Here is a 21188-nt window from a genome sequence, read left to right as displayed (position 1 = left end):
CCGCTCTTCAGCGAACTCTCAGCGAAGGATGGTCGCGACGATGCCCGCGAGGTAGCCGAGCCGCGCGACCTCCGAGGGCCGGAACGCCGGACCGCCGGGGCGGCCGAGCAGTACCGCGGTGTTGGCGTCACCCAGCGGGGCGGCGGCCAGGGTGGTGTCGATGTCGCGCCACACCTGCGGCAGCCATTCGGCGGTACCGTCGAGGGCCAGGGCGCGCTCCAGCGGCAGCCAGGGCGCTGCGGCGGCCTGGGTCTCGGGAGCGCCGTGGCTGCCCGCGACGCGCTCGGGCCCGGAGTCGGTGAGGCGCACCACCGTGCACCATCCGACGCGCAATACCTTCGGCGCTTCGTCGACGAGCACCTGCAGTTTCGCCTGCGTGCCGCGCGCTGCCGCGATGTGGTCGACCAGCTCGAGTTCGCGGTGCGCCTCCAGCAGCCCGGTGTGCGGCCGGATGCTGTCGACGTACACGCCTTCCAGCCGTTCGGCGGCGGTGATCAGCATGTCGGGCATCGCGCCGGGAGGCAGATCCACCACGAGATCGTCCACGGCGTATCCGGCACCCCGCTCGACGACGTCGAGGGACAGGATGTCCGCGCCGACCGACCCGAGGGCCACGGCGAGCGATCCGAGGCGGCCGGGCCTGTCCTCGAGTTCGACTCGCAGTAGATATGACGGCACGCGCACAGCCTTGCACGGAGGGCAGGAGCGGAGCGACTCGGGAAGTCAACCCAGGGCAGCACGTGAGCACCCCGGCCGTGGCCACCACTAGGCTTCCTTCACGTGTCTCAGATATCGCGGGACGACGTCGCTCACCTCGCGCGTCTCGCCCGGCTCTCCCTGACCGACGGCGAGCTCGAGGGCTTCGCCGGCCAACTCGACGCGATCCTGGCCCACGTCGGCCAGATCCAGGCCGTCGACGTCACCGGAGTCGAGGCCACCGACAATCCGCTCGCGGCCCGGCGGGCTGCGGCGAAGCGACCCGCGGACGGGCTGAGCGACGTCACCCGGCCCGACGTCGTCGATCCGTGCCTGACGCAGGACGAGGCGCTCGCCGCCGCGCCCAACGCGACCGAGGGCAGGTTCGCGGTGCCGCGCATCCTGGGAGACGCCGAATGACTGACCTGACCCGCCTGGACGCGGCGACGCTCGGCGCCCGGATCGCGGCCAAGGAGGTGTCCTCGGTCGAGGTCACCCAGGCGCACCTGGACCAGATCGCCGCCACCGACGACCGCTACCACGCGTTCTTGCACGTCGCGGGCGACGAGGCGCTGGCCGCCGCGGCCACCGTCGACGCATCGATAGCCGCGGGGGAGACGCTGCCGTCGCCGCTGGCCGGGGTGCCGTTGGCACTCAAGGACGTGTTCACCACCACCGACATGCCCACGACGTGTGGCTCCAAGATCCTCGAAGGCTGGCGGTCGCCGTACGACGCGACGGTGACCGCACGCTTGCGCGCTGCAGGCGTGCCGATCCTCGGCAAGACCAACATGGACGAGTTCGCCATGGGCAGCTCGACCGAGAACTCGGCCTACGGCCCCACCCGCAACCCGTGGAACGTCGACCGCGTGCCCGGTGGCTCGGGTGGCGGTAGCGCCGCGGCGCTGGCCGCGTTCCAGGCGCCCCTGGCAATCGGCTCCGACACCGGCGGCTCGATCCGTCAGCCCGCCGCACTGACCGCCACCGTCGGGGTGAAGCCCACCTACGGCACGGTCTCGCGCTACGGGCTCATCGCGTGTGCGTCGTCGCTCGATCAGGGCGGGCCGTGCGCACGCACGGTGCTGGACACCGCGCTGCTACACCAGGTGATCGCCGGCCACGATCGCCGTGACTCCACCTCGGTCGACGCCGAGGTGCCCGACGTAGTCGGCGCCGCGAGGGCCGGGGCCCACGGTGACCTCGCAGGCGTGCGAGTGGGCGTGGTCAAGCAGCTGCGCAGCGGTGAGGGCTACCAGCCCGGCGTGCTCGCGTCGTTCAACGCCGCGGTCGACCAGCTCACCGACCTGGGCGCCGAGGTCGTCGAGGTCGACTGCCCGCACTTCGACTACTCCATGGCCGCCTACTACCTGATCCTTCCCTCGGAGGTGTCGAGCAACCTCGCCCGCTTCGACGCGATGCGCTACGGACTGCGGGTCGGTGACGACGGCACGCACAGTGCCGAAGAGGTGATGGCGCTGACCCGGGCGGCCGGTTTCGGCCCAGAAGTCAAGCGCCGCATCATGATCGGTACGTACGCGCTCTCGGCCGGCTACTACGACGCCTACTACAACCAGGCGCAGAAGGTCCGCACGCTGATCGCCCGCGACCTGGACCGGGCCTACGAGAAGGCCGACGTGCTGATCTCGCCCGCGACCCCGACGACCGCGTTCCCGCTCGGCGAGAAGGTCGACGACCCGCTGGCCATGTACCTGTTCGACCTGTGCACGCTGCCGCTGAATCTCGCCGGACACTGCGGGATGTCGGTGCCGTCGGGACTCTCGCCCGACGACGGTCTGCCCGTCGGGCTGCAGATCATGGCGCCGGCGCTGGCCGACGATCGGCTCTACCGGGTGGGTGCGGCGTACGAGGCCGCACGCGGCGAGCTGCCGACCGCGCTGTAGCGGTCTGGCTCCGTGGAGCCAGCCGCAGATCACCCCGCAGGGGGATGGCGTGCGGACCGAAACGCCATAGCATTTGGCCCGTGAACAGGCCGATGGGTTTCGTGGAGTGGTTGCGGCACGGTCGCTGGTCGGCCTGGTCGTTGGTGGCGGTCACCGGGATTCTCTTTGTGGTGGCCTGGCCGACGCTCTTCCTCACCCACGAGGTTCCGGCGGCGCTGGCGCCCATCGTGGCCGGGCTGGCTGCGTTGCCGCTCCTGCTCGTCCTGGTCAATCCACTTCTGGCATGGTCGATTTCGGCCGCCTCCGCAGTGTTGATCCCGCTGTTCTTCGACCGGCTCGAGTCATGGAACTACCCGTGGCAGGTCGTGCACGTCATCGTGCTGCTGGCATCGATCGTCGCGGTGGCGTGGACCCGGCCGCTGCCGGTCGTGGTCAAGGTATGGCTGGCGTCGGCCCTGCTGTTCCTCGTGGCCATGCCCGGGCACGTGGACGGCGGTTGGGCCTTCGGCGTCACCGCCATCGTGTTCGCCGTGATGCTGGTGCGGTGGTTGGTGCTCTCGCGACGTCAGGTCGCCCAACTCGAGGAGGAGGGCGAACTGGAGCGGGCCAGGCGCACGGTGCTGCAGGAGCGCACCAGGATCGCGCGGGACCTGCACGACGTCGTCGCTCACCACATGTCGATGGTGGTGGTGTCGGCACAGACCGCGCCCTACCGCCACGCCGACGTGCCGCCCAGTCTGCAGGCGGAGTTCGACACGATCGCCGCCACCGGGCGCCAGGCGCTCAACGAGATTCGCGGACTGCTCTCAGTGCTGCGCAGCGGCTCCGAACCGGTCGAACTCGCGCCCGCTCCGACGATCGTCGACCTCCCGGCGCTGTTCACCGCGACGCAGCGGGCGGGCGTGCCGCTGACGTGGCGGATCGACGGGTCGGCCGAGTGGGTCGGGGATCTGGTCGGAACGGCGGCGTATCGCATCGTGGCCGAGTGCCTGGCCAACGCCGCGCGTCACGCACCGGGGTCGGCGGTGAACGCCGAGGTGAGCATCACCGTCGACGGTGTGGGCGTCGAGATCCGCAACGGCATGACCCACGAGTCGTGGGAGCCACCGGCCCCCGGTCTGGGCATCGCGGGCATGCGCGAGCGGGCCGCGGCGGTCGGAGGGATGGTCGCCATTCACGACACCGAGGGTGAGTTCGTCGTCTGGTCCTATCTGCCGTGCGTCCGCCCGGTTAGCGTGACGGGGTGCCCGGCCTGACGATCACCGTCTTCATCGCCGACGATCAGGCCATGGTCCGGCAGGGCTTCGGCGCACTGCTGAACGCCCAGCCGGACATCGACGTGATCGGGGACGCGGCCAACGGGCGGGACGCGGTGGCCGGTGTGCGCGCGCTGGCACCCGACGTCGTGCTGATGGACGTGCGGATGCCTGAGATGAACGGGTTGGACGCGGCGTGCGAGATCCTCACGCAGACCACGTCGAAGGTGCTGATGCTGACGACGTTCGACGTCGACGACTACGTCTATGCGGCGCTGCGCGCGGGAGCCAGCGGGTTCCTGCTCAAGGACGCGCCCGCCGAGGAGCTGATCAGAGCGGTACGGGTCATCGCCGCGGGCGAGGCGCTGCTAGCGCCCTCGGTCACCCGGCGGATGATCGCGGACCTCGTCGGCAGGCACGCCCCGCCGCGCCGCTCGGCCGACGAGCTGGCGCGCCTGACGCCGCGGGAGACCGAGGTACTCGAGGCGATGGCCCGCGGCATGTCGAACTCCGAGATCGCCGGTGAGCTGGTCGTGTCGGAGGAGACCGTGAAGACCCACGTCGGCAGGGTCTTCGCCAAGCTCGGTCTGCGTGACCGCGCCCAGGCCGTCGTGGTCGCCTACGAGTCCGGTCTGGTGTCGCCGTTCGCTCGCTGACCCGCCGTCGAGCCTCGACGGGGCGAAGCTGGCAGGATCGGTAATCATGCGCACGCGAGGAACGGACTAGACATGCGGATCGGAGTGCTCACCGGCGGCGGTGACTGTCCCGGCCTCAACGCCGTCATCCGAGCCGTCGTGCGGACGTGCAACGTCAGGTACGGCTCGACGGTGGTCGGCTTCCTCGACGGTTGGCGGGGACTGCTGGAGGACCGGCGCATCCAGCTGGCCAACGACGACCGCAACGACCGCCTGCTCGGCAAGGGCGGCACCATCCTGGGCACGGCTCGGGTCAATCCGGACAAGCTGCTCGCGGGCCTCGACCAGATCAAGCAGACGCTCGAGGACAACGGCATCGACGTGCTGATCCCCATCGGCGGCGAGGGCACGCTCACCGCGGCGCACTGGCTGTCGCAGGAGAACGTCCCGGTCGTCGGGGTGCCCAAGACCATCGACAACGACATCGACTGCACCGACGTCACATTCGGCCACGACACCGCCCTGCAGGTGGCCAGCGAGGCAATCGACCGGCTGCACAGCACCGCCGAGTCGCATCAGCGCGTGATGCTGGTCGAGGTGATGGGCAGGCACGCCGGGTGGATCGCGCTCAACGCCGGCCTGGCCTCGGGTGCGCACATGACGCTGATCCCCGAGCAGCCGTTCGACGTCGAGGAGGTCTGCCGTCTGATCAAACAGCGGTTCGTCCGCGGCGACTCGCACTTCATCTGCGTGGTGGCCGAGGGTGCCAAGCCCGCCGAGGGCTCGATGCTGCTGCGCGACGGCGGCATCGACGAATTCGGGCACGTCCGGTTCACCGGAGTCGCCCACCAGCTCGGCGTGGAGATCGAGAAGCGGATCAAGAAGGAAGTGCGCACGACGGTGCTCGGTCACGTGCAGCGTGGTGGCACCCCCACGGCGTACGACCGTGTGCTGGCGACGAGGTTCGGCGTCAACGCCGCCGACGCGGCGCACGCAGGCGAGTACGGGATGATGGTGTCGCTGCGCGGCCAGGACATCGGACGGGTGCCGCTCGCCGACGCGGTGCGCCAGCTGAAGCTGGTCCCGCAGAGCCGCTACGACGACGCCGCGGAGTTCTTCGGCTGACCTCCTCCGGCGCGCTGCCCGACCCGTCGGCCCGGCCACTAGGATCGACGCCATGACAGTCGCCACCGCAGAACTCCTCGACTACGACGAGGTGGTCGAACGTTTCGACCCCGTCATGGGCATGGAGGTCCACGTCGAGCTGTCGACGGAGACCAAGATGTTCTGCGGCTGCCCCAACCGGTTCGGTGGCGAGCCCAACACGCAGGTCTGCCCGGTGTGCCTGGGGCTGCCCGGCTCGCTGCCCGTGCTCAACCAGCAGGCCGTCGAGTCCGCGATCCGCATCGGGCTCGCGCTCAACTGCGACATCGCGCCATGGGGGCGGTTCGCCAGGAAGAACTACTTCTACCCCGACCAGCCGAAGAACTACCAGATCAGCCAGTACGACGAGCCCATCGCCGTCGACGGCTACCTCGACGTGCCGCTCGACGACGGCACCACGTGGCGCATCGAGATCGAGCGTGCCCACATGGAGGAGGACACCGGCAAGCTGACCCACCTCGGCAGTGACACCGGCCGCATCGAGGGTGCGACGACGTCGCTGCTGGACTACAACCGGGCAGGCGTCCCGCTGATCGAGATCGTCACCAGGCCCATCGAGGGCACCGGGGCCCGTGCCCCCGAGATCGCCCGCGCCTACGTCACGGCCCTGCGAGACCTGTTGCGTCGCCTGGGCGTATCGGACGTGCGCATGGACCAGGGCTCCATGCGCTGTGACTCCAACGTGTCGCTGATGCTCAAGGGCGCCACGGAGTTCGGCACCCGTACCGAGACCAAGAACGTCAACTCGCTGCGCAGCGTCGAGGTGGCGGTGCGCTACGAGATGCGGCGTCAGGCAGCCGTTCTCGAGGCGGGTGGCCGAATCATCCAGGAGACGAGGCACTTTCACGAGTCCGGCCACACCACGGCGGGCCGCAGCAAGGAAGAGGCGCAGGACTACCGGTACTTCCCGGAACCTGACCTCGAACCCGTCACCCCGAGCGTCGAACTCGTCGAGCGGCTGCGCGGCACGATTCCCGAGCTGCCGTGGCTGACCCGCAAGCGAACCCAGCAGGAGTGGGGAGTGTCCGACGAGGTCATGCGCGACCTCGTCAACGCAGGAGCCGTCGAACTCGTCGCGGCCACCGTGGATCACGGCGCATCCAGTGAGGCCGCGCGCGCCTGGTGGGGCAACTTCCTGGTGCAGAAGGCGAACGAGGCAGGCGTCGAACTCGACGCACTGCCCATCAGCCCCGCGCAGGTCGCCCAGGTCATCGGGCTGGTCGACGAGGGGAAGCTGTCGAACAAGCTCGCCCGTCAGGTCATCGAGGGCGTGCTGGCCGGTGAGGGCGAACCCGAGCAGGTGATGACCGACCGCGGCCTGGCCGTGGTCCGCGACGACTCGGTGATCAAGGCTGCGATCGAGGAGGCACTCGCCGCCAGCCCGGACATCGCCGAGAAGATCCGCGGCGGCAAGGTGCAGGCTGCCGGGGCGATCGTGGGCGCGGTGATGAAGGCCACGAAGGGGCAGGCGGATGCCGCCCAGGTGCGTGAGATGGTCATCGCGGCCTGCAGCTGAGGCGGGCCGTTCCCGTGATGACGCCACAGGATCTGGTCTACCGCCTGCTTCGGCAACCGCTGCGGCTCCTCTCGCTGCGGTCGATCGTGATCGTCGGCCAGCTCGGGGTGATCATCCTGGTGCTGGTGCTCGGCGTGTGGGTGTGGGTCGGCGTCACCAACGACCAGTACAGCCAGCTCGACCGGCGGCTGGACTCGTTGAGCAGCCTCGGTGACGTCAACACGTTGCTGCGCAGCGCCCAGGAGGAGGACCCGAGCCCGACGTCGGACGACGGCGGGTTCGTGCGGACCGCGAGGATCGGCCCCGCCACGGTGTCGAACCCCGCCGACATCGTGCTGCCCGAACTCCCGAACGGTTACTCGGACACCACGATCGACGGCGTCGCCTACCGCGTCAGGACCATCGACACCGGCACCGCGTCGATTGCGCTCGGGGCCCCGCTGGCCGACACCATCGACCGCATCGACGCCCTGCACTGGCGCGTGTTCTGGATCTGCTCGGGCGTCATCGTCGGCACGCTGCTGATCGGTTGGGTCATCTCGCTGATCATGGTCAACCCGTTCCGCATGCTGGCCCAGCAGGCCCGTGCGATCAACGCTCAGTCCAACCCGGACGAGGTTCAGGTGCGCGGGGTCTGGGAGGCCGTCGAGATCTCCGAGGCGGTCGAGGGCATGCTGGCGCGCATCGGCGACGAGCAGCAGCGCACGCGCGCGGCGCTCGAATCGGCGCGTGACTTCTCCGCCGTGGCATCCCACGAGCTGCGGACGCCGCTGACGGCCATGCGGACCAACCTCGAGGTGCTCCTGACCCTCGACCTGGGGCCGGAGCAGCGCAAGGAGGTCATCGGCGACGTCATGCGCACCCAGACCCGCATCGAGGCCACGCTGACCGCACTCGAACGCCTCGCCCAGGGCGAGTTGACGACCTTCGACGACTTCGTGCCGGTCGACGTCACCGAGCTGCTCGACCGCGCGGCGCACGACGCCAGGCACAACTACCCGGACGTCGACGTCGCGCTGGGGTCCTCGACGACCGTGCTGATGCTGGGCCTGCCCGCCGGCCTGCGCCTGGTGATCGACAACGCGATCGCCAATGCCGTCAAGCACGGCAACGCCACCCAGGTCCGGCTCAGCGTGTTGAGTTCGGCGACCGGGGTCGAGATCGCCGTCGACGACAACGGCTCCGGGGTGCCCGAGGAGGAACGCACCGCGGTGTTCGAGCGCTTCCACCGCGGCACCACGGCGTCGCGGTCGGGCTCCGGACTGGGGCTGGCGCTGGTGGCTCAGCAGGCCGAATTGCACGGTGGCACGGCGTCATTGGAGGTCAGCCCGATGGGTGGCACGCGGCTGATGCTCCGGCTGCCCGGCCCGCAGCAGCAACAACAGCTCGACGTGCCCGCCCGGCCTGCCGGCTAGGTCTTCTCGTCGCTGCTGCGCGGGAAGCCGCCCTGCGGGAACAGCGGGAACACGACGTCGTCGAGCCGCTCGGCGTCGCCGGAGGTCTTGTTGATCGTCGCGCCCCACACGTTGCCGTCGGGCGACAGCTGCAGGGCCCACACGTGGCCGCGGGTGTCCTGCCGCAGCACCTCCGGCTCGCCGGTCACGGCGCCGGTGTCGGGCGCCATGCGCACCGCGACGGTCTGCTTGGTGTTCACCAGGTTGACCAGCACCGTGCCGTCCTGCGCAGCGCAGCCCGCCACGCCGGGACGGTCGGGCCACGACCACACCGTCGACACCTTGGAATCCTTGGTGATGCGCTGCAACCGGTCGCCGGTGGGCGTGCGGTCGGTCACGTACAGCGAGCCGTCGGCAGGGTCGGTGCACAGTCCGCCGCCGGCACCGATGCCGCTGAGGGCGGTCGTGGGAGGCGCCGGGTTGACCGTCGTCGGCGCCTCGATGCGCAGCAGCTTGCCCGCCAGCGAACCGGGATCCGATGCCTGCGCGGGATTGCCCGCGTCCCCGGTCAGCACCGCAAGCGTCGTCGGGCTGGTGAACTTGAGCGCACCGGTGTTCCCGGTGGTGCCCTTCGGGATGCCGGTCAGGATGGGCTTGGGCACGTCGCCGTCGGCGATGCGGATGACCCGGTTGTCGCTCGGCGTGCTGACCAGCGCGTACATCAGCCGGTCCTGGGAGTAGGTGGGGGACAGCACGATGTCGAGCAGCCCGCCGTCACCGGACGGATCCACCGGCAGCACCAGCTTGACCTTGGGTTCGGCGTTGGTCGCCACTTCCTTCACCGCGCCGGTCAGCCGCTCGGCGACCAGGGCCGACTTGCTGTCCGGCCCCATGATCAGGCCGCTGGTGCTCTCCAGGCAGCCCTGCATGACGCCAGGCGCGGGGCACTCCTTGGGGAACGGCTGACCCGGCAGCGGGGGCGGGGGAGGCGGCGGGGAACTCGACCCGGGCTCGAGCGCCGGCTCAGTGGTGAACGGTTCGGACTGGGCTGCATCGAATCGCGCGCAGCCGGACCCGACCAGCAACGCGCTGCACAGCAGCACCAGCACACCCCGGATCGGCCGGTGCAGTCTCATGCAGGCCAGGTTACGGATCGTTCGGCGATGCGCGCCACGTCGGGGCGAGCGGAGCGACGGGGAATGAGCGGGGCGAGCGGAGCGACGGGGAATGAGTTAGGCCCGTGTCACGGCTGTGCAACGACGTCCGAATGCGACGCGCCAATCCACGGCTCGGGGGTGACGAGCACTTACGCTGGGTTTCGTGACCAGTACCTCACACGATCCGCGCGCCTGGCAACGGCCCGATGGCCTCGAAGGCTCGGCCGAGCGGCCTGCGTCGGCCCGCCTGGTCGACCCCGAGGACGACGTCCCTTCGACTTCCTACTCCGGCGACATGGCGACCACGGCCATACCCCGCTACGAGGCGTCGCCGCCCCAGCAGCAGTCCCCGTTCCAACTCCTCGGCGACCCCGAACCGCTGCCGTACGTGCAGCCGCACACCCGGCACGCCGTGAACCCCGCCGAGCCGGTCGAGATCGGTCCCGACCCGATGGTCGACGACCGGGTGCGTTCCGCGGGCAAGCGCGGCACCCAGGACCTGGGGCTGATGCTGCTGCGCGTGGGCCTCGGCGCGTTGTTCATCGCCCACGGCCTGCAGAAGGCCTTCGGACTCTGGGGTGGCCAGGGTCTCGGCGGCTTCGAGCAGTCGCTCGCCGACCTGGGTTACCAGCACGCGGGCATCCTGACCTACGTCGGCGCGGGCGCCCAGATCGCCATCGGCGCGCTCCTGGTGCTCGGGCTGTTCACCCCGCTGGCGGCTGCGGCCGCGGTGGCGTACCTGGTCAACGCGCTGCTGGCGGCGGTCGTCGCGCAGCCCGAGGGTGGGCACTTCCCGTTCTTCCTGCCGGACGGCCACGAATATCAGGTGGTGCTGCTGGTGCTCGCCGCCGCGCTGTGCCTGACCGGCCCCGGCCTGTACGGCTTCGACGCCGGGCGGGGTTGGGCTCGGCGCCCGTTCATCGGGTCGCTCGCCGCGCTGCTGCTGGGCATCGGCGCAGGCGTCGCGGTGTGGGCGCTGCTGAACGGCGTCAACCCGCTCGCCTGAGACGGGTAGGTCCGGGTCAGTCGTAGGGGTTGGGCACCCGACCGCCGCTGGCCTCGGTCAGCTGGGGCAGCGTCGTGAACGTCACTGCCGGCAGGCGGAGCGCCGACCCGTCCTTGAGTCGGGCCAGCGCCCACGATCGCTTGTCGAACTGCAGACCGTCGACGTCGCCCCACGGCACGGTCCGGCTGCCGAACAACGTCCGGGCGGTCACGGTGTCTCGGTCGGCGATCGTGCGGTAGCGGAACACGGCCACGCCCGCGATCAGAGGCACGATCAGCAGCGCCGTGCCCCACACCGGCAGGGCCATCACGATGCTCAGCAGTGCCACGGTGAAGAACCCGACCGCCAGCAGTGCCGTCGGTGCAATCCTGATGACCACGGGCTTTGGGGCCGCGTTCGCTTCCGGCGCAGGCTTCTTCCGATTCACCAGACCATCCTCCCACTGCGGGGGGAGGACCGGAATTTGACCTTTGACCAGTGCGAGGACTACCGTCACCGCTATGCAGAGCTTCGGCATTCTCGTAGTAATTGGTTCGCGCGTTGGTGCGTAACCAGACTGACTGACCAGTCGGGAGCTACGAACACCGACGCGCACCCTCGTACAGCGGAAGCTGACGGGGGTTTTTTGTTGCCCCAGAAACGCACGACCCGATATCAGGACTGAAGAGGACACCGTGAGCGCACCCACCACGCGACCGCCGGCATCCACGCACCGCAGCAGCGGCGCGCCAGCCGTCCCCACCGCATCCGCACCGCAGCCGAGAAGGGTTGCCCCCGTTGAGATGACGGGTGCCCAGGCGGTCATCCGGTCGCTCGAGGAACTCGACGTCGACGTGATCTTCGGCATCCCCGGCGGTGCCGTGCTGCCGGTGTACGACCCGCTGTTCGACTCGGTGAAGCTGCGCCACGTGCTGGTCCGCCACGAGCAGGGCGCAGGCCACGCCGCCAGCGGCTACGCCCACGCCACCGGCAAGGTCGGCGTCATGATGGCGACGTCGGGTCCCGGTGCGACCAACCTCGTCACTCCGCTGGCCGACGCGCAGATGGACTCGATCCCGGTGGTCGCGATCACCGGACAGGTCGGTCGCGGGCTGATCGGCACCGACGCCTTCCAGGAAGCCGACATCTCGGGCATCACGATGCCGATCACCAAGCACAACTTCCTCGTCCGCGAGGGCGACGACATCGCCAGGGTGATCGCGGAGGCGTTCCACATCGCGAGTTCGGGTCGCCCCGGCGCCGTGCTGGTCGACATCCCCAAGGACATCCTGCAGGGGCAGTGCACCTTCAGCTGGCCGCCGGTGATGGACCTGCCCGGCTACAAGCCGAACACCAAGCCGCACAGCAGGCAGATCCGGGAGGCCGCCAAGCTCATCGCGGCCGCCAGCAAGCCGGTCCTCTACGTCGGCGGCGGTGTCATCCGCGGTGACGCGAGCGAGCAGCTGCTGGAACTGGCGGAGTTGACCGGGATCCCGGTCGTCACCACGCTGATGGCCCGCGGTGCGTTCCCCGACAGCCACGAGCAGAACCTGGGCATGCCCGGGATGCACGGCACCGTCGCCGCGGTCGGCGCGCTGCAGAAGAGCGATCTGCTGATCGCGCTCGGCACGCGCTTCGACGACCGGGTGACCGGGCAGCTGTCGTCGTTCGCGCCGGAGGCCAAGGTGATCCACGCTGACATCGACCCCGCCGAGATCGGCAAGAACCGGCACGCCGACGTGCCGATCGTGGGCGACGTCAAGGCCGTCATGACCGACCTGGCCGAGGCGTTGCGCCGGGATGGAACGTCGAAGGACACGCTGGATCTCGAGGACTGGTGGAAGTACCTGAACAACGTGCAGGCCACCTACCCGCTGAGCTACGACCCGCAGAGCGACGGCAGCCTCAGCCCGGAGTACGTCATCGAGACGCTGAGCCGCATCGCAGGCCCGGACGCGGTGTACGTCGCCGGCGTCGGTCAGCATCAGATGTGGGCGGCGCAGTTCGTCAAGTACGAGAAGCCGCGCACGTGGCTGAACTCCGGTGGTCTCGGCACGATGGGTTACGCCGTGCCCGCGGCGATGGGCGCTAAGTTCGCCCGGCCCGAGGCCGAGGTCTGGGCCATCGACGGTGACGGCTGCTTCCAGATGACCAATCAGGAACTGGCGACCTGCGCGGTCGAGGGTGCGCCGATCAAGGTGGCGCTCATCAACAACGGCAACCTGGGCATGGTGCGGCAGTGGCAGACGCTGTTCTACGGCGAGCGCTACAGCCAGACCAACCTGTCCACGCACAGCCACCGCATCCCGGACTTCCTCAAGCTGGCCGAAGCGCTGGGCTGCGTCGGATTGCGTTGCGAGCGAGCTGAAGACGTCGAGGACGTCATCAACCAGGCGCGGGCGATCAACGACCGTCCGGTGGTCATCGACTTCATCGTCGGCGCCGACGCCCAGGTGTGGCCGATGGTGGCCGCAGGCACGGGCAACGACGAGATCATGGCGGCGCGCAACATCCGCCCGCTGTTCGACAACGAGGATCAGGTGTAGAGAACGATGACCACGACGATTCACACCCTCTCGGTCCTCGTCGAGGACAAGCCCGGCGTGCTCGCGCGCGTCGCATCGCTGTTCTCGCGCCGCGGCTTCAACATCCAGTCGCTCGCGGTCGGAGCCACGGAGCAGAAGCACCTCTCGCGGATGACGATCGTGGTCGCCGTCGACGACTTCCCGCTCGAGCAGATCACCAAGCAGCTCAACAAGCTGGTCAACGTGATCAAGATCGTCGAGCAGGACGAGGACAACTCGGTGTCGCGTGAGCTGGCACTGATCAAGGTCCGTGCCGACGCGGCCACCCGCGGTCAGATCATCGAGGCGGTGAACCTGTTCCGTGCGAAGGTGGTCGACGTGTCGGCGGAGTCACTGGTCGTCGAGGCCACCGGCACGCCTGGCAAGCTCGAGGCGCTGCTCAACCTGCTGGAGCCATACGGTATTCGTGAGATCGCGCAGTCCGGCATGGTGACGTTGGCCCGCGGGCCGCGCGGCATGGTCACCACCAAATAGTCTTCGGTTACGGAAGAGAAAAGGAAATATCAAGTGGCAGTAGAGATGTACTACGACGACGACGCGGACCTGTCGATCATCCAGGGACGCAAGGTCGGCGTGATCGGGTACGGCAGCCAGGGACACGCGCACTCGTTGAGCCTGCGCGACTCCGGCGTCGAGGTGAAGGTCGGTCTCAAGGAGGGCAGCAAGTCCCGTGAGAAGGTGACCGAGCAGGGTCTCGAGGTCGACACCCCCGCCGAGGTCGCCAAGTGGGCCGACGTGATCATGCTGCTGGCGCCCGACACGGCGCAGGCGGAGATCTTCTCCACCGACATCGAGCCGAATCTCGTCGCGGGCAATGCGCTGTTCTTCGGCCACGGCCTGAACATCCACTTCGACCTGATCCAGCCTGCCGACGACATCACCGTCGGCATGGTGGCGCCCAAGGGCCCCGGCCACCTGGTGCGCAGGCAGTTCGTCGACGGCAAGGGCGTTCCCGCGCTGATCGCGGTCGACCAGGACCCCACCGGTGAAGGCGAGGCGCTCGCACTGTCCTACGCCAAGGGCATCGGCGGCACTCGGGCCGGCGTCATCAAGACCACGTTCAAGGAGGAGACCGAGACCGATCTCTTCGGCGAGCAGGCCGTGTTGTGCGGCGGCACCGAGGAACTGGTCAAGGCAGGCTTCGAGGTCATGGTCGAGGCGGGCTATGCCCCCGAGATGGCCTACTTCGAGGTGTTGCACGAACTGAAGCTGATCGTCGACCTGATGTACGAGGGCGGCATTGCACGGATGAACTACTCGGTCTCCGACACCGCGGAGTTCGGCGGCTACATCTCGGGCCCGCGCGTCATCGACGCCGACACCAAGGACCGGATGCGCGCCATCCTCAAGGACATTCAGGACGGCAGCTTCGTGAAGCGGCTCGTCGCGAACGTCGAGGGCGGCAACAAGGAACTCGAGGGCCTGCGCAAGGAGAACGCCGAGCACCCCATCGAGGTCACCGGCAAGAAGCTGCGCGACCTGATGAGCTGGGTCGACCGGCCGATCACCGAGACCGCTTAGTATCACCACGTCTTCGGCGCGTTTCGGGAGCACTCGATGCTCCCGAAACGCGCCGAACTCGTTCCTACGGTCAGTCCTCGAGGGGGTCGTGACCCCAGTTCATCAGCGAGTAGCGCCAGTGCGTGTTCTCGACGTCCCCCTTGGGGCGCTGCGCGGAATGGCGGCGGACGTACCCGACGACCTTGCGCATGTGGGCGTAGTCGTCGTCGGACAGGTCTGACTTCTTGGCCTTGAGCAGCTCGATGATCCTGCGTCCGCTGGCATGCCCGGTCGACTCGCCGCCTCCGTCGGACTTCTGCCCGACGTCCTTGGATTCGTCTGTCTCTAGCCACTTCTCGAGTTGGCTCGCGGTCATGTTGACCGCGTCGTGGAACTCCTTGGCCGTCTCGTCGTGGTCGTCGTCCTTGCCTGCCATGTCGCGCCTCCCTACTCGGCGGTCGCGTCACGCCTCTCGCGACGGCGACGTCGCAACGCGAATACCCTCTCGGCGTAGACCAAATCATCGCGCCACAACCGTGCCGCCGAGTACCGCATGAGCGGCGTGATCAGCGGTGCGACGCCCAGTGCCCTGGCGAATCCGGAGCGGTCGGAGTACGCGACGACCGCCTCGATGACCGCGGTGCGCGGCAGCCCGTCGGGCCCGGGGGCCAACGGCGTGGCGTGAGTCTCGACGACGCTGCCGCTGCCCTCGCCGTCGACGATCTTCATCAGGATGGTTCTGGGCTCGGGGCTGATGAACTCGGCGATCACCGGGACGCCGAGCCGACCGATGCGGAACGTGACGGCCACCGCGAGCGCGTCCTGTTCGACGGGGAGGTCGTCGGCGATCGGCGGCGAACTCAGTACCTCGAGCTGGGTGAACGAGTAGGGATGGAACCAGGATCCGTGCCAGGGGTCGAGGCGGTTGGCGATGACGTCGGCGGGCTCGCACGTGCCGACGAGTCGGGCGACGGCGGCGATGCTCGGCTGCGGCGGGCGGTGGGTGATGATCGGCTCCTCGGTGGGTTCTTCCCCGCCGATGCGGTCGAGGCGAACCCACGCGAGCACCCCGTCGTCGTGGGCCGGGTAGGGCTTCCACCCGGCCTCGCGGCGGCCGGACAGCCGCAGCCCGTGCCAGGGGCAGATGAGCGTGCCGCATTCGACCCGGCCGGTGGACAGGTCGGCCCCGAGGTGGGGGCACTCGGCCGGACCGACGTGCAGATCACCGGCGTCGTCGCGCCAGGCCACCAGTTCCTCGCCGGCGACGTTGGCGGCGAACGGCTGTCCGCCGACGTCCGTGCTCGCGGCGAACACGTACCAGTTGCCGCTGGGCCGGCTCTGCGAGCGGCGCAGCGCGGACTGGATCAACGCGGGGGAGGCGTCGCGGTAGGTCGGTTCCTGAGCAGCCCAGCGCAGCGGCGGCAGCACCTGGAACGGAGATGCCTTGGCCATCCGGGTGGCCAAGGTGCGCAAGGCGGTCACGGCGCGTCCGCGAGGAAGGTGTGCACGACTCCGCTCTGCCACCCGGGCATCGTCTCGCTCCTGACGTTGACGAATCCGTTGCGCTGCAATCGACCCCGGAACGCCGCCGCGCCGTCGAAGCGGTTCACGCTGTCACGCAGGTAGCGGTAGAGGCTCGCATCACCGGTGCGCAGCTTGCCGAACGGGATGATGATCGCGGTGCTGACGGCGTTCCACGTGATCTTCGCCCTTGGCGAGTCGCGTACGGAGTACTCGTGAACCGCCAGGGGCGCACCCGGCCGTAGCAGCTTGCGGAACTCGGCAAGGGTGGCGTCCGGGTCGTCGAGGTTGCGGATCAGGTAGGCGGCGAGGATGCCGTCGAACGGACCCTCGATGCCCACGTCGGACAGCTGCTCCACGTAGGAGTGGACGAAGCGCACGGTCGACGGCCAGTCCTTGGCGCGGGCCTGCTCCAGCATGCCCGCGGACCCGTCGACGGCGACAATCTCGGCGTGCGGGGCCACCGACAGCAGCGCGGCCGTGGACAGGCCGGTGCCGCAGCCCGCGTCGAGCAGGCGGAGTCCGCGGCCACCGTCGGGCAGCGCCATGCGCTCGGCCGAGAGCCGAAGGTGTTCGTTGTAACCGGGATTCGCTCCGACGAGGGCGTCGTACGACTTCGCTCCGGGATCGAATGCGACCGGTACGTCACGACGAACGTTCATGGGTGTCCTCCTTGGGTTGCCGCGCCCCTTCACGCTGCCACAGTGTGGTGCACCGTCACGACCCCCGCCCGGCGCGCCGGGCGCGCCAGGCTCGGGTCAGCCCCGTCGCAGCCACCGCGAGGCGCCGCCGCTTGCCGACGGTGGCTCGTTCGTTGAACACCGCGAAGTCGATCTCCTCGATGCGATCGAGGATCTCGGAGTACAGCGTGAGCGCGGCGCTGACGCACGGCCGGGACCGCGGCGCGAGCATGGCGATGCCGCCTTCGGCGTAGTCGTACACCCGGCGGGCGGCCTCGTGCTGCTCGGCCAATGCCCGGCGGACGCGTTGATCCGTGCGCTTGTTGTCGTGGCACCACGTCAGCACCTCGCGGTCGACGCCGTGCACCGCGAGTTCGTCGGCCGGCAGGTACACGCGGCCGCGGACGAGGTCCTCGTCGACGTCGCGCAGGAAGTTGGTGAGCTGGAATGCCGTGCCCAGCGCGGCGGCGTACGGGGCCGCCTCCTCGCGGGTGCCGACGGTGCCGAGGACCGGGAGCATCTGCAGCCCGATCACCTCGGCCGACCCGTACATGTAGCGGCCCAGAGCCGCCCGGTCCGGATAGTCGGTGATCGTGAGGTCCATGCGCATCGACTCGAGGAAGTCGTCGAACAGTTGCCAGTCGAGGCCATACTTGCGCGCCGTGTGCGTGACGGCGGTCAGCGTGGGGTCGTCGCCGGAGTCGACGTTGTCGACGAGCCGTTTGAACAGGTCGGTGGCCAACCCCTGCAATCGGTTCGCGCGTTCGTCGACACTCGCGGCGCTGAAGTCGTCGAGGATGTCGTCGGCATGGCGGGCGAAGCCGTAGAGCGCATGTACGGCGGGGCGCTGCTCGGGTGCGAGCAGCCTGGTCGCGAGGAAGAACGTGCGACCGTACTGCGCGTTGATCGCACGGCACCTGGCGTAGGCGTCGCGTAGTTCGGGATCGCGCACCCCCGCGGCGTCCAATTCCGAACTGATCACGACGTCACCGTCCGAATCTGCCTACCCTCTGCTGCGACACCCGTGACCCGGTCGGCCGCAAGGCGCCCGGAGATGATGGCCGTCGGCACCCCGACACCGGGAACGGTCGACGACCCGGCCAGCACCACGTTGTCGATGCCCCGCACGACGTTGGCCGGGCGGAATGGGCCGGTCTGGGCGAAGGTGTGTGCCAGCGCGAACGGCGTTCCCGCCGCCATGCCCTGCCTGGCCCAGTCCGCGGGCGTGATGGTGTGCAGCAGTTCGGCATCCAGCCCCACACCTGGCAGCCGGCGGGTGACGACGTCGAGCATGCGGTCGACGTACTCGGAGCCGGTGCGGTCCCAATCCATCGTTCCGACCTCGGTGTTCGGTGCCGGGGCGAGGACGTAGAGCAGGTCGCGGCCGGCCGGTGCGAGCCCGGGCTCGCTCGCCGTGGGGCGGGTGACCAGCAGCGACGGATCGCCCATCACGCGGCCGTCGTCGATGATGTCGGTGAACGTCTGCTTCCATGCGTCACCGAAGACGATCGTGTGGTGCCCCGCGGATTCGGTTGCCGCGCCTTCGACGGCGCGGCAGCCGACGTGCGCCACGACGGCCGACGGTGCAGGACGCACCTTGAGGAGCCTGCGGGGAGTCCGGCCGAGGAGCCGGTAGGTGTCGGGCAATTCGGTGGTGAGCACCACGGTGCCCGCCTCGACCCGGCGGCCGTCGGCGGTGCGCACGGCGGTGACGCGGTCTCCGCTGCGTTCCAGCTCCGATACGGTTGCGTCGTAATGGAATTCGACGCCTGCGTCGACGGCTGCGGCCGCCATCGCGTCGGGGAGCGCCCGCATGCCGCCCTCGGGGAAGTAGACCCCCGAGACGGTGTCCATGTAGGCGATCACCGCGTAGACGGCCAGCGCCCGCTGCGGCGGTACGCCTGCATAGAGCGCCTGGAAGGTGAAGACCCGCACCAGCCGTTCGTCGCTGATGAACTTGCGCACCATGGTGTCCCAGTTGCGGAACGCGCCCATCGCGAGCAGTCGCGCCAGCTGCGGCGTGACCAAGTTCAGCGGCGAGTCGAAGTTCGAGGAGATGAACCCGTCGAACTCGGTGCGGTAGAGCCGCGTCAACCACTCGCGCAGCCGGAGATAGCCGCGGGCCTCGTCGGGACCGGAGAAGCGGGTGATCTCCGCGGCCATCAGATCGGCGTCGGCGTACACGTTGAGCGTCGACCCGTCGGCGAACGAAGCCCGGTACGCGGGGTCGACGCGGTGCAGCGTCAAACGCGCTGCCATGGACTCGCCGACCGCGGCGAACGTCTCGTCGATGACGTCGGGCATCGTCAGCACCGTCGGTCCGGTGTCGAGGAGGTACCCGCCGATGTCCGCCCGGCCCACCCGCCCGCCCGGATGGCTCCCGCGTTCCACGACCGACACGGCACGACCGCGACCGGCAAGGTGCAGCGCGGCGGACAGTCCCGCAAGGCCCGCGCCGACGACCACGACGCGTCCGCTGCCGCCACCCACCGTGCGCATCAGGACGTCCGCAGCATCGTCGTAGGGGCTGTCTGCCGCTGGTGGCCCGTACTCAAGCGCATCTCGTTTCTAGTCGCCCGCCGTTTCGCGGCGGGATACCCGCTCGGTCGGCAGCGAATCGGCGAGCCGTGACGCGTCACCGGTACGTCATCAGCTCCCCGCAATACCCCGACCATGATGTCTCCAGCCAATCACGGCCAGGGACGTTCGGGAAACGATCGGGTCGGTGAATTCAGCGAATGGAAAGAACTGCTACGGCGCCAGCGCGGGCATCTCGGTGATGCCGAACTCGCGGCGCAGGACCGAGCGGGCGGCGTAGAAGCCCGCCATGCCGTGGACGCCCGTACCCGGCGGAGTCGCCGACGAACACAGATAGGCCCGTGGAATAGGCGTCGTCCACGGGTCCAGCCGCAGGGTTGGGCCGATCATCGCCGCGAACAGCGTCGCCCCGCCGACGATGATGTCGCCGCCGACGTAGTTGGCGTTGTGACGGGACATCTGCGCGGCAGGCACGCACCTCGAAGCGACGACGAGGTCGCGGAAACCCGGCGCGGCACGCTCGAACATGGCCGTGACGGTCTCGGTGAGGTCGGCCGTCGAATTCGCGGGCACGTGCGAGTAGGTCCACAGGGGGCGGCGACCGCGCTCGTCGATGCGAGACGGGTCGGCGACGTGGGGCTGCGCGGACAGCGTCATCGGCCATTCGGCGTGGCGCCCCGCGGCGATCTCGCGCTCAGCCAGGGCCATCTGGGCTCGGGTGCCGCCCATGTGCACCGTCGGCGCCTGGCCGACGCGCGGATCGCTCCAGGGAATGTCGCCGGACAGCACGAAGTCGATCTTGCACACACCGGGTCCGAACCGGTAGCGCCGCAACGCCTTTGCGTACCGCGCCGGTACTGCGGTGCGGTAAACGTCGAGCAGCGCGGTCGGCGCGGTGTCCCACACCACCACGCCCTCGGGCGGCGTGGTGACGGGCTCGCCGAGCACCAGCTCGCCACCGTGGGCTCGCAGATCGGCGATCAGCGCGTCGGCGATGGTTTGCGTCCCGCCCACCGGCACCGGCCAGCCCGCGGTATGGGCAACCGTGCCGAGCATGAGCCCGGCGCCGCTATTGACGGGCGACGGCATCCGCGAGATGGCATGCACGCCAACGCCGGTGAACAGCGCGCGGGCGTCGTCCCCGCGCAGCAGGCCCCACGCCGGGCTGCCCATGGCCAGCACCCGCAGCCCGGTGCGCACGGTGGTGACCAGATCCGGTGGTAGCGAGCGCTTGTCGCCGAGGAAGAACCCGAGCACGCCGTCCACGTGGTCGGCCAGCGGGCCGAACAATCTGCGCCAGGACGCGCCGTCGTCGAGTTCCGAGCAGGTCCGCTCCAACGAGCGGTACGCCACGGCAGCGGAACGGCCCGGCAGCGGGTTGGCGTACGAGATGTCGGGCGCCACCAGCTCGACGCCGCGGGCGGCCAGGTCGAACTCGGCGAAGAACGGCGACGCCACCCCCAGTGGGTGAACGGCCGAGCAAACGTCGTGCAGCACGCCGGGGTACTCGGGGTCGGGAAGGGTCCGCGCACCGCCGCCCGGGGTGGTTTGGGCCTCGATCACCCGGACCGACAGGCCCGCGCGAGCCAGGGTGACGGCTGCGCTCAACCCATTGGGGCCGCTGCCGACGACGGTGACGTCCATGGCTGTATTACAGCCC

At 69.4% G+C, this 21188-nt stretch carries 20 protein-coding genes; 11 read left to right on the top strand and 9 right to left on the bottom strand.

Going from position 1 to position 21188, the window contains the following annotated elements; translation table 11 throughout:
• Window positions 1-18: 18 nt before the first annotated feature.
• Entirely contained in the window at window positions 19-678 is a 660-nt protein-coding gene (locus G6N61_RS09350; protein ID WP_163918267.1) for an ACT domain-containing protein, read from the bottom strand.
• A gap of 102 nt (window positions 679-780) precedes the next feature.
• Here G6N61_RS09350 and gatC point away from each other — a divergent pair, with 102 nt between their 5' ends.
• The 7 genes from gatC (at window position 781) to G6N61_RS09315 (ending at window position 8583) form a co-directional block, all read left to right on the top strand.
• Window positions 781-1116, top strand: a complete 336-nt coding sequence (gene gatC / locus G6N61_RS09345) for an Asp-tRNA(Asn)/Glu-tRNA(Gln) amidotransferase subunit GatC (RefSeq protein ID WP_163918266.1) — start codon at window positions 781-783, stop codon at window positions 1114-1116.
• Window positions 1113-2597 carry an Asp-tRNA(Asn)/Glu-tRNA(Gln) amidotransferase subunit GatA gene (gatA, locus tag G6N61_RS09340; protein WP_163918265.1) on the top strand — a complete coding sequence of 495 codons (1485 nt, stop codon included), beginning with the start codon at window positions 1113-1115 and terminating at the stop codon, window positions 2595-2597. The genes gatC and gatA overlap by 4 nt, the downstream gene beginning before the upstream one ends.
• An 80-nt stretch (window positions 2598-2677) precedes the next feature.
• Window positions 2678-3853 (top strand): sensor histidine kinase, encoded by a 1176-nt coding sequence (locus G6N61_RS09335; RefSeq protein WP_235887465.1) that lies wholly within the window; start codon window positions 2678-2680, stop codon window positions 3851-3853.
• Window positions 3850-4509: a response regulator gene (locus G6N61_RS09330; protein ID WP_163924710.1), complete on the top strand. Its 660-nt coding sequence runs from the start codon at window positions 3850-3852 to the stop codon at window positions 4507-4509. The genes G6N61_RS09335 and G6N61_RS09330 overlap by 4 nt, the downstream gene beginning before the upstream one ends.
• A gap of 72 nt (window positions 4510-4581) precedes the next feature.
• Entirely contained in the window at window positions 4582-5613 is a 1032-nt protein-coding gene (locus G6N61_RS09325) for an ATP-dependent 6-phosphofructokinase (RefSeq protein ID WP_163918264.1), read from the top strand.
• A 52-nt stretch (window positions 5614-5665) separates the two neighbouring features.
• On the top strand, window positions 5666-7168 hold the full coding sequence (gene gatB, locus G6N61_RS09320; RefSeq protein ID WP_163918263.1) for an Asp-tRNA(Asn)/Glu-tRNA(Gln) amidotransferase subunit GatB: 1503 nt from the start codon (window positions 5666-5668) through the stop codon (window positions 7166-7168).
• Window positions 7169-7185: 17 nt separating this feature from the next.
• A complete protein-coding gene (locus G6N61_RS09315; RefSeq protein WP_163918262.1) occupies window positions 7186-8583 on the top strand; it encodes a sensor histidine kinase in 1398 nt (465 codons plus the stop codon).
• On the opposite strand, the gene G6N61_RS09310 is transcribed toward G6N61_RS09315, so the two are convergent.
• Complete coding sequence (locus tag G6N61_RS09310; protein ID WP_163918261.1) at window positions 8580-9698, bottom strand: PQQ-dependent sugar dehydrogenase; 1119 nt, start codon at window positions 9696-9698, stop codon at window positions 8580-8582. The genes G6N61_RS09315 and G6N61_RS09310 overlap by 4 nt on opposite strands.
• 184 nt (window positions 9699-9882) lie before the next feature.
• On the opposite strand from G6N61_RS09310, the gene G6N61_RS09305 reads away from it, so the two are divergent.
• Window positions 9883-10725 (top strand): DoxX family protein, encoded by an 843-nt coding sequence (locus G6N61_RS09305; RefSeq protein ID WP_163918260.1) that lies wholly within the window; start codon window positions 9883-9885, stop codon window positions 10723-10725.
• A gap of 16 nt (window positions 10726-10741) precedes the next feature.
• On the opposite strand, the gene G6N61_RS09300 is transcribed toward G6N61_RS09305, so the two are convergent.
• The gene (locus G6N61_RS09300; protein WP_235887464.1) at window positions 10742-11152 is read right to left on the bottom strand and encodes a PH domain-containing protein; all 411 of its coding nucleotides are present in this window, start codon (window positions 11150-11152) and stop codon (window positions 10742-10744) included.
• A 247-nt stretch (window positions 11153-11399) separates the two neighbouring features.
• Between G6N61_RS09300 and G6N61_RS09295 the strand changes: the two genes are divergently transcribed.
• From G6N61_RS09295 to ilvC, 3 genes are read left to right on the top strand one after another with little or no spacing between them, the layout of a single operon-like run.
• Window positions 11400-13250 (top strand): acetolactate synthase large subunit, encoded by a 1851-nt coding sequence (locus tag G6N61_RS09295; RefSeq protein WP_163918258.1) that lies wholly within the window; start codon window positions 11400-11402, stop codon window positions 13248-13250.
• 6 nt (window positions 13251-13256) lie between these two features.
• Window positions 13257-13763 (top strand): acetolactate synthase small subunit, encoded by a 507-nt coding sequence (ilvN, locus tag G6N61_RS09290; protein ID WP_163918257.1) that lies wholly within the window; start codon window positions 13257-13259, stop codon window positions 13761-13763.
• A gap of 45 nt (window positions 13764-13808) precedes the next feature.
• The gene (ilvC, locus tag G6N61_RS09285; RefSeq protein ID WP_179973655.1) at window positions 13809-14810 is read left to right on the top strand and encodes a ketol-acid reductoisomerase; all 1002 of its coding nucleotides are present in this window, start codon (window positions 13809-13811) and stop codon (window positions 14808-14810) included.
• 70 nt (window positions 14811-14880) lie between these two features.
• Here ilvC and G6N61_RS09280 read toward each other — a convergent pair whose 3' ends face one another.
• The 6 genes from G6N61_RS09280 to G6N61_RS09255 form a co-directional block, all read right to left on the bottom strand.
• Window positions 14881-15225: a DUF3140 domain-containing protein gene (locus G6N61_RS09280; protein ID WP_163918255.1), complete on the bottom strand. Its 345-nt coding sequence runs from the start codon at window positions 15223-15225 to the stop codon at window positions 14881-14883.
• Between the two features lie 11 nt (window positions 15226-15236).
• A complete protein-coding gene (locus tag G6N61_RS09275; protein WP_163924709.1) occupies window positions 15237-16241 on the bottom strand; it encodes a DUF5914 domain-containing protein in 1005 nt (334 codons plus the stop codon).
• 26 nt (window positions 16242-16267) lie between these two features.
• Entirely contained in the window at window positions 16268-16972 is a 705-nt protein-coding gene (locus G6N61_RS09270; protein ID WP_163918254.1) for a class I SAM-dependent methyltransferase, read from the bottom strand.
• Between the two features lie 55 nt (window positions 16973-17027).
• Entirely contained in the window at window positions 17028-17972 is a 945-nt protein-coding gene (locus tag G6N61_RS09265; RefSeq protein ID WP_163918253.1) for a phytoene/squalene synthase family protein, read from the bottom strand.
• Window positions 17969-19489 carry a phytoene desaturase family protein gene (gene crtI, locus G6N61_RS09260; protein ID WP_163918252.1) on the bottom strand — a complete coding sequence of 507 codons (1521 nt, stop codon included), beginning with the start codon at window positions 19487-19489 and terminating at the stop codon, window positions 17969-17971. The genes G6N61_RS09265 and crtI overlap by 4 nt, the downstream gene beginning before the upstream one ends.
• A 252-nt stretch (window positions 19490-19741) precedes the next feature.
• Window positions 19742-21172, bottom strand: coding sequence for a phytoene desaturase family protein (locus G6N61_RS09255; RefSeq protein ID WP_179973595.1), 1431 nt, complete (start codon window positions 21170-21172; stop codon window positions 19742-19744).
• Between the last annotated feature and the right edge of the window lie 16 nt (window positions 21173-21188).

This window comes from Mycolicibacterium arabiense, assembly GCF_010731815.2.
Taxonomy (GTDB): Bacteria; Actinomycetota; Actinomycetes; order Mycobacteriales; family Mycobacteriaceae; genus Mycobacterium; species Mycobacterium arabiense.
The sequence above is the reverse complement of the archived record's forward strand: the minus strand, read 5'-3'. Positions and strand labels throughout refer to the sequence as shown.

Bases quoted from the DNA above. Each gene is read 5' to 3' on its own strand.
- ilvC (WP_179973655.1), top strand. From the start codon at position 13,809: ATGTACTACGACGACGACGCGGACCTGTCGATCATCCAGGGACGCAAG.
- G6N61_RS09280 (WP_163918255.1), bottom strand. From the start codon at position 15,225: ATGGCAGGCAAGGACGACGACCACGACGAGACGGCCAAGGAGTTCCAC.
- G6N61_RS09315 (WP_163918262.1), top strand. From the start codon at position 7,186: ATGACGCCACAGGATCTGGTCTACCGCCTGCTTCGGCAACCGCTGCGG.
- G6N61_RS09255 (WP_179973595.1), bottom strand. From the start codon at position 21,172: ATGGACGTCACCGTCGTCGGCAGCGGCCCCAATGGGTTGAGCGCAGCC.
- G6N61_RS09310 (WP_163918261.1), bottom strand. From the start codon at position 9,698: ATGAGACTGCACCGGCCGATCCGGGGTGTGCTGGTGCTGCTGTGCAGC.
- gatA (WP_163918265.1), top strand. From the start codon at position 1,113: ATGACTGACCTGACCCGCCTGGACGCGGCGACGCTCGGCGCCCGGATC.
- G6N61_RS09325 (WP_163918264.1), top strand. From the start codon at position 4,582: ATGCGGATCGGAGTGCTCACCGGCGGCGGTGACTGTCCCGGCCTCAAC.
- ilvN (WP_163918257.1), top strand. From the start codon at position 13,257: ATGACCACGACGATTCACACCCTCTCGGTCCTCGTCGAGGACAAGCCC.
- gatB (WP_163918263.1), top strand. From the start codon at position 5,666: ATGACAGTCGCCACCGCAGAACTCCTCGACTACGACGAGGTGGTCGAA.
- G6N61_RS09270 (WP_163918254.1), bottom strand. From the start codon at position 16,972: ATGAACGTTCGTCGTGACGTACCGGTCGCATTCGATCCCGGAGCGAAG.
- G6N61_RS09275 (WP_163924709.1), bottom strand. From the start codon at position 16,241: ATGGCCAAGGCATCTCCGTTCCAGGTGCTGCCGCCGCTGCGCTGGGCT.
- crtI (WP_163918252.1), bottom strand. From the start codon at position 19,489: ATGCGCACGGTGGGTGGCGGCAGCGGACGCGTCGTGGTCGTCGGCGCG.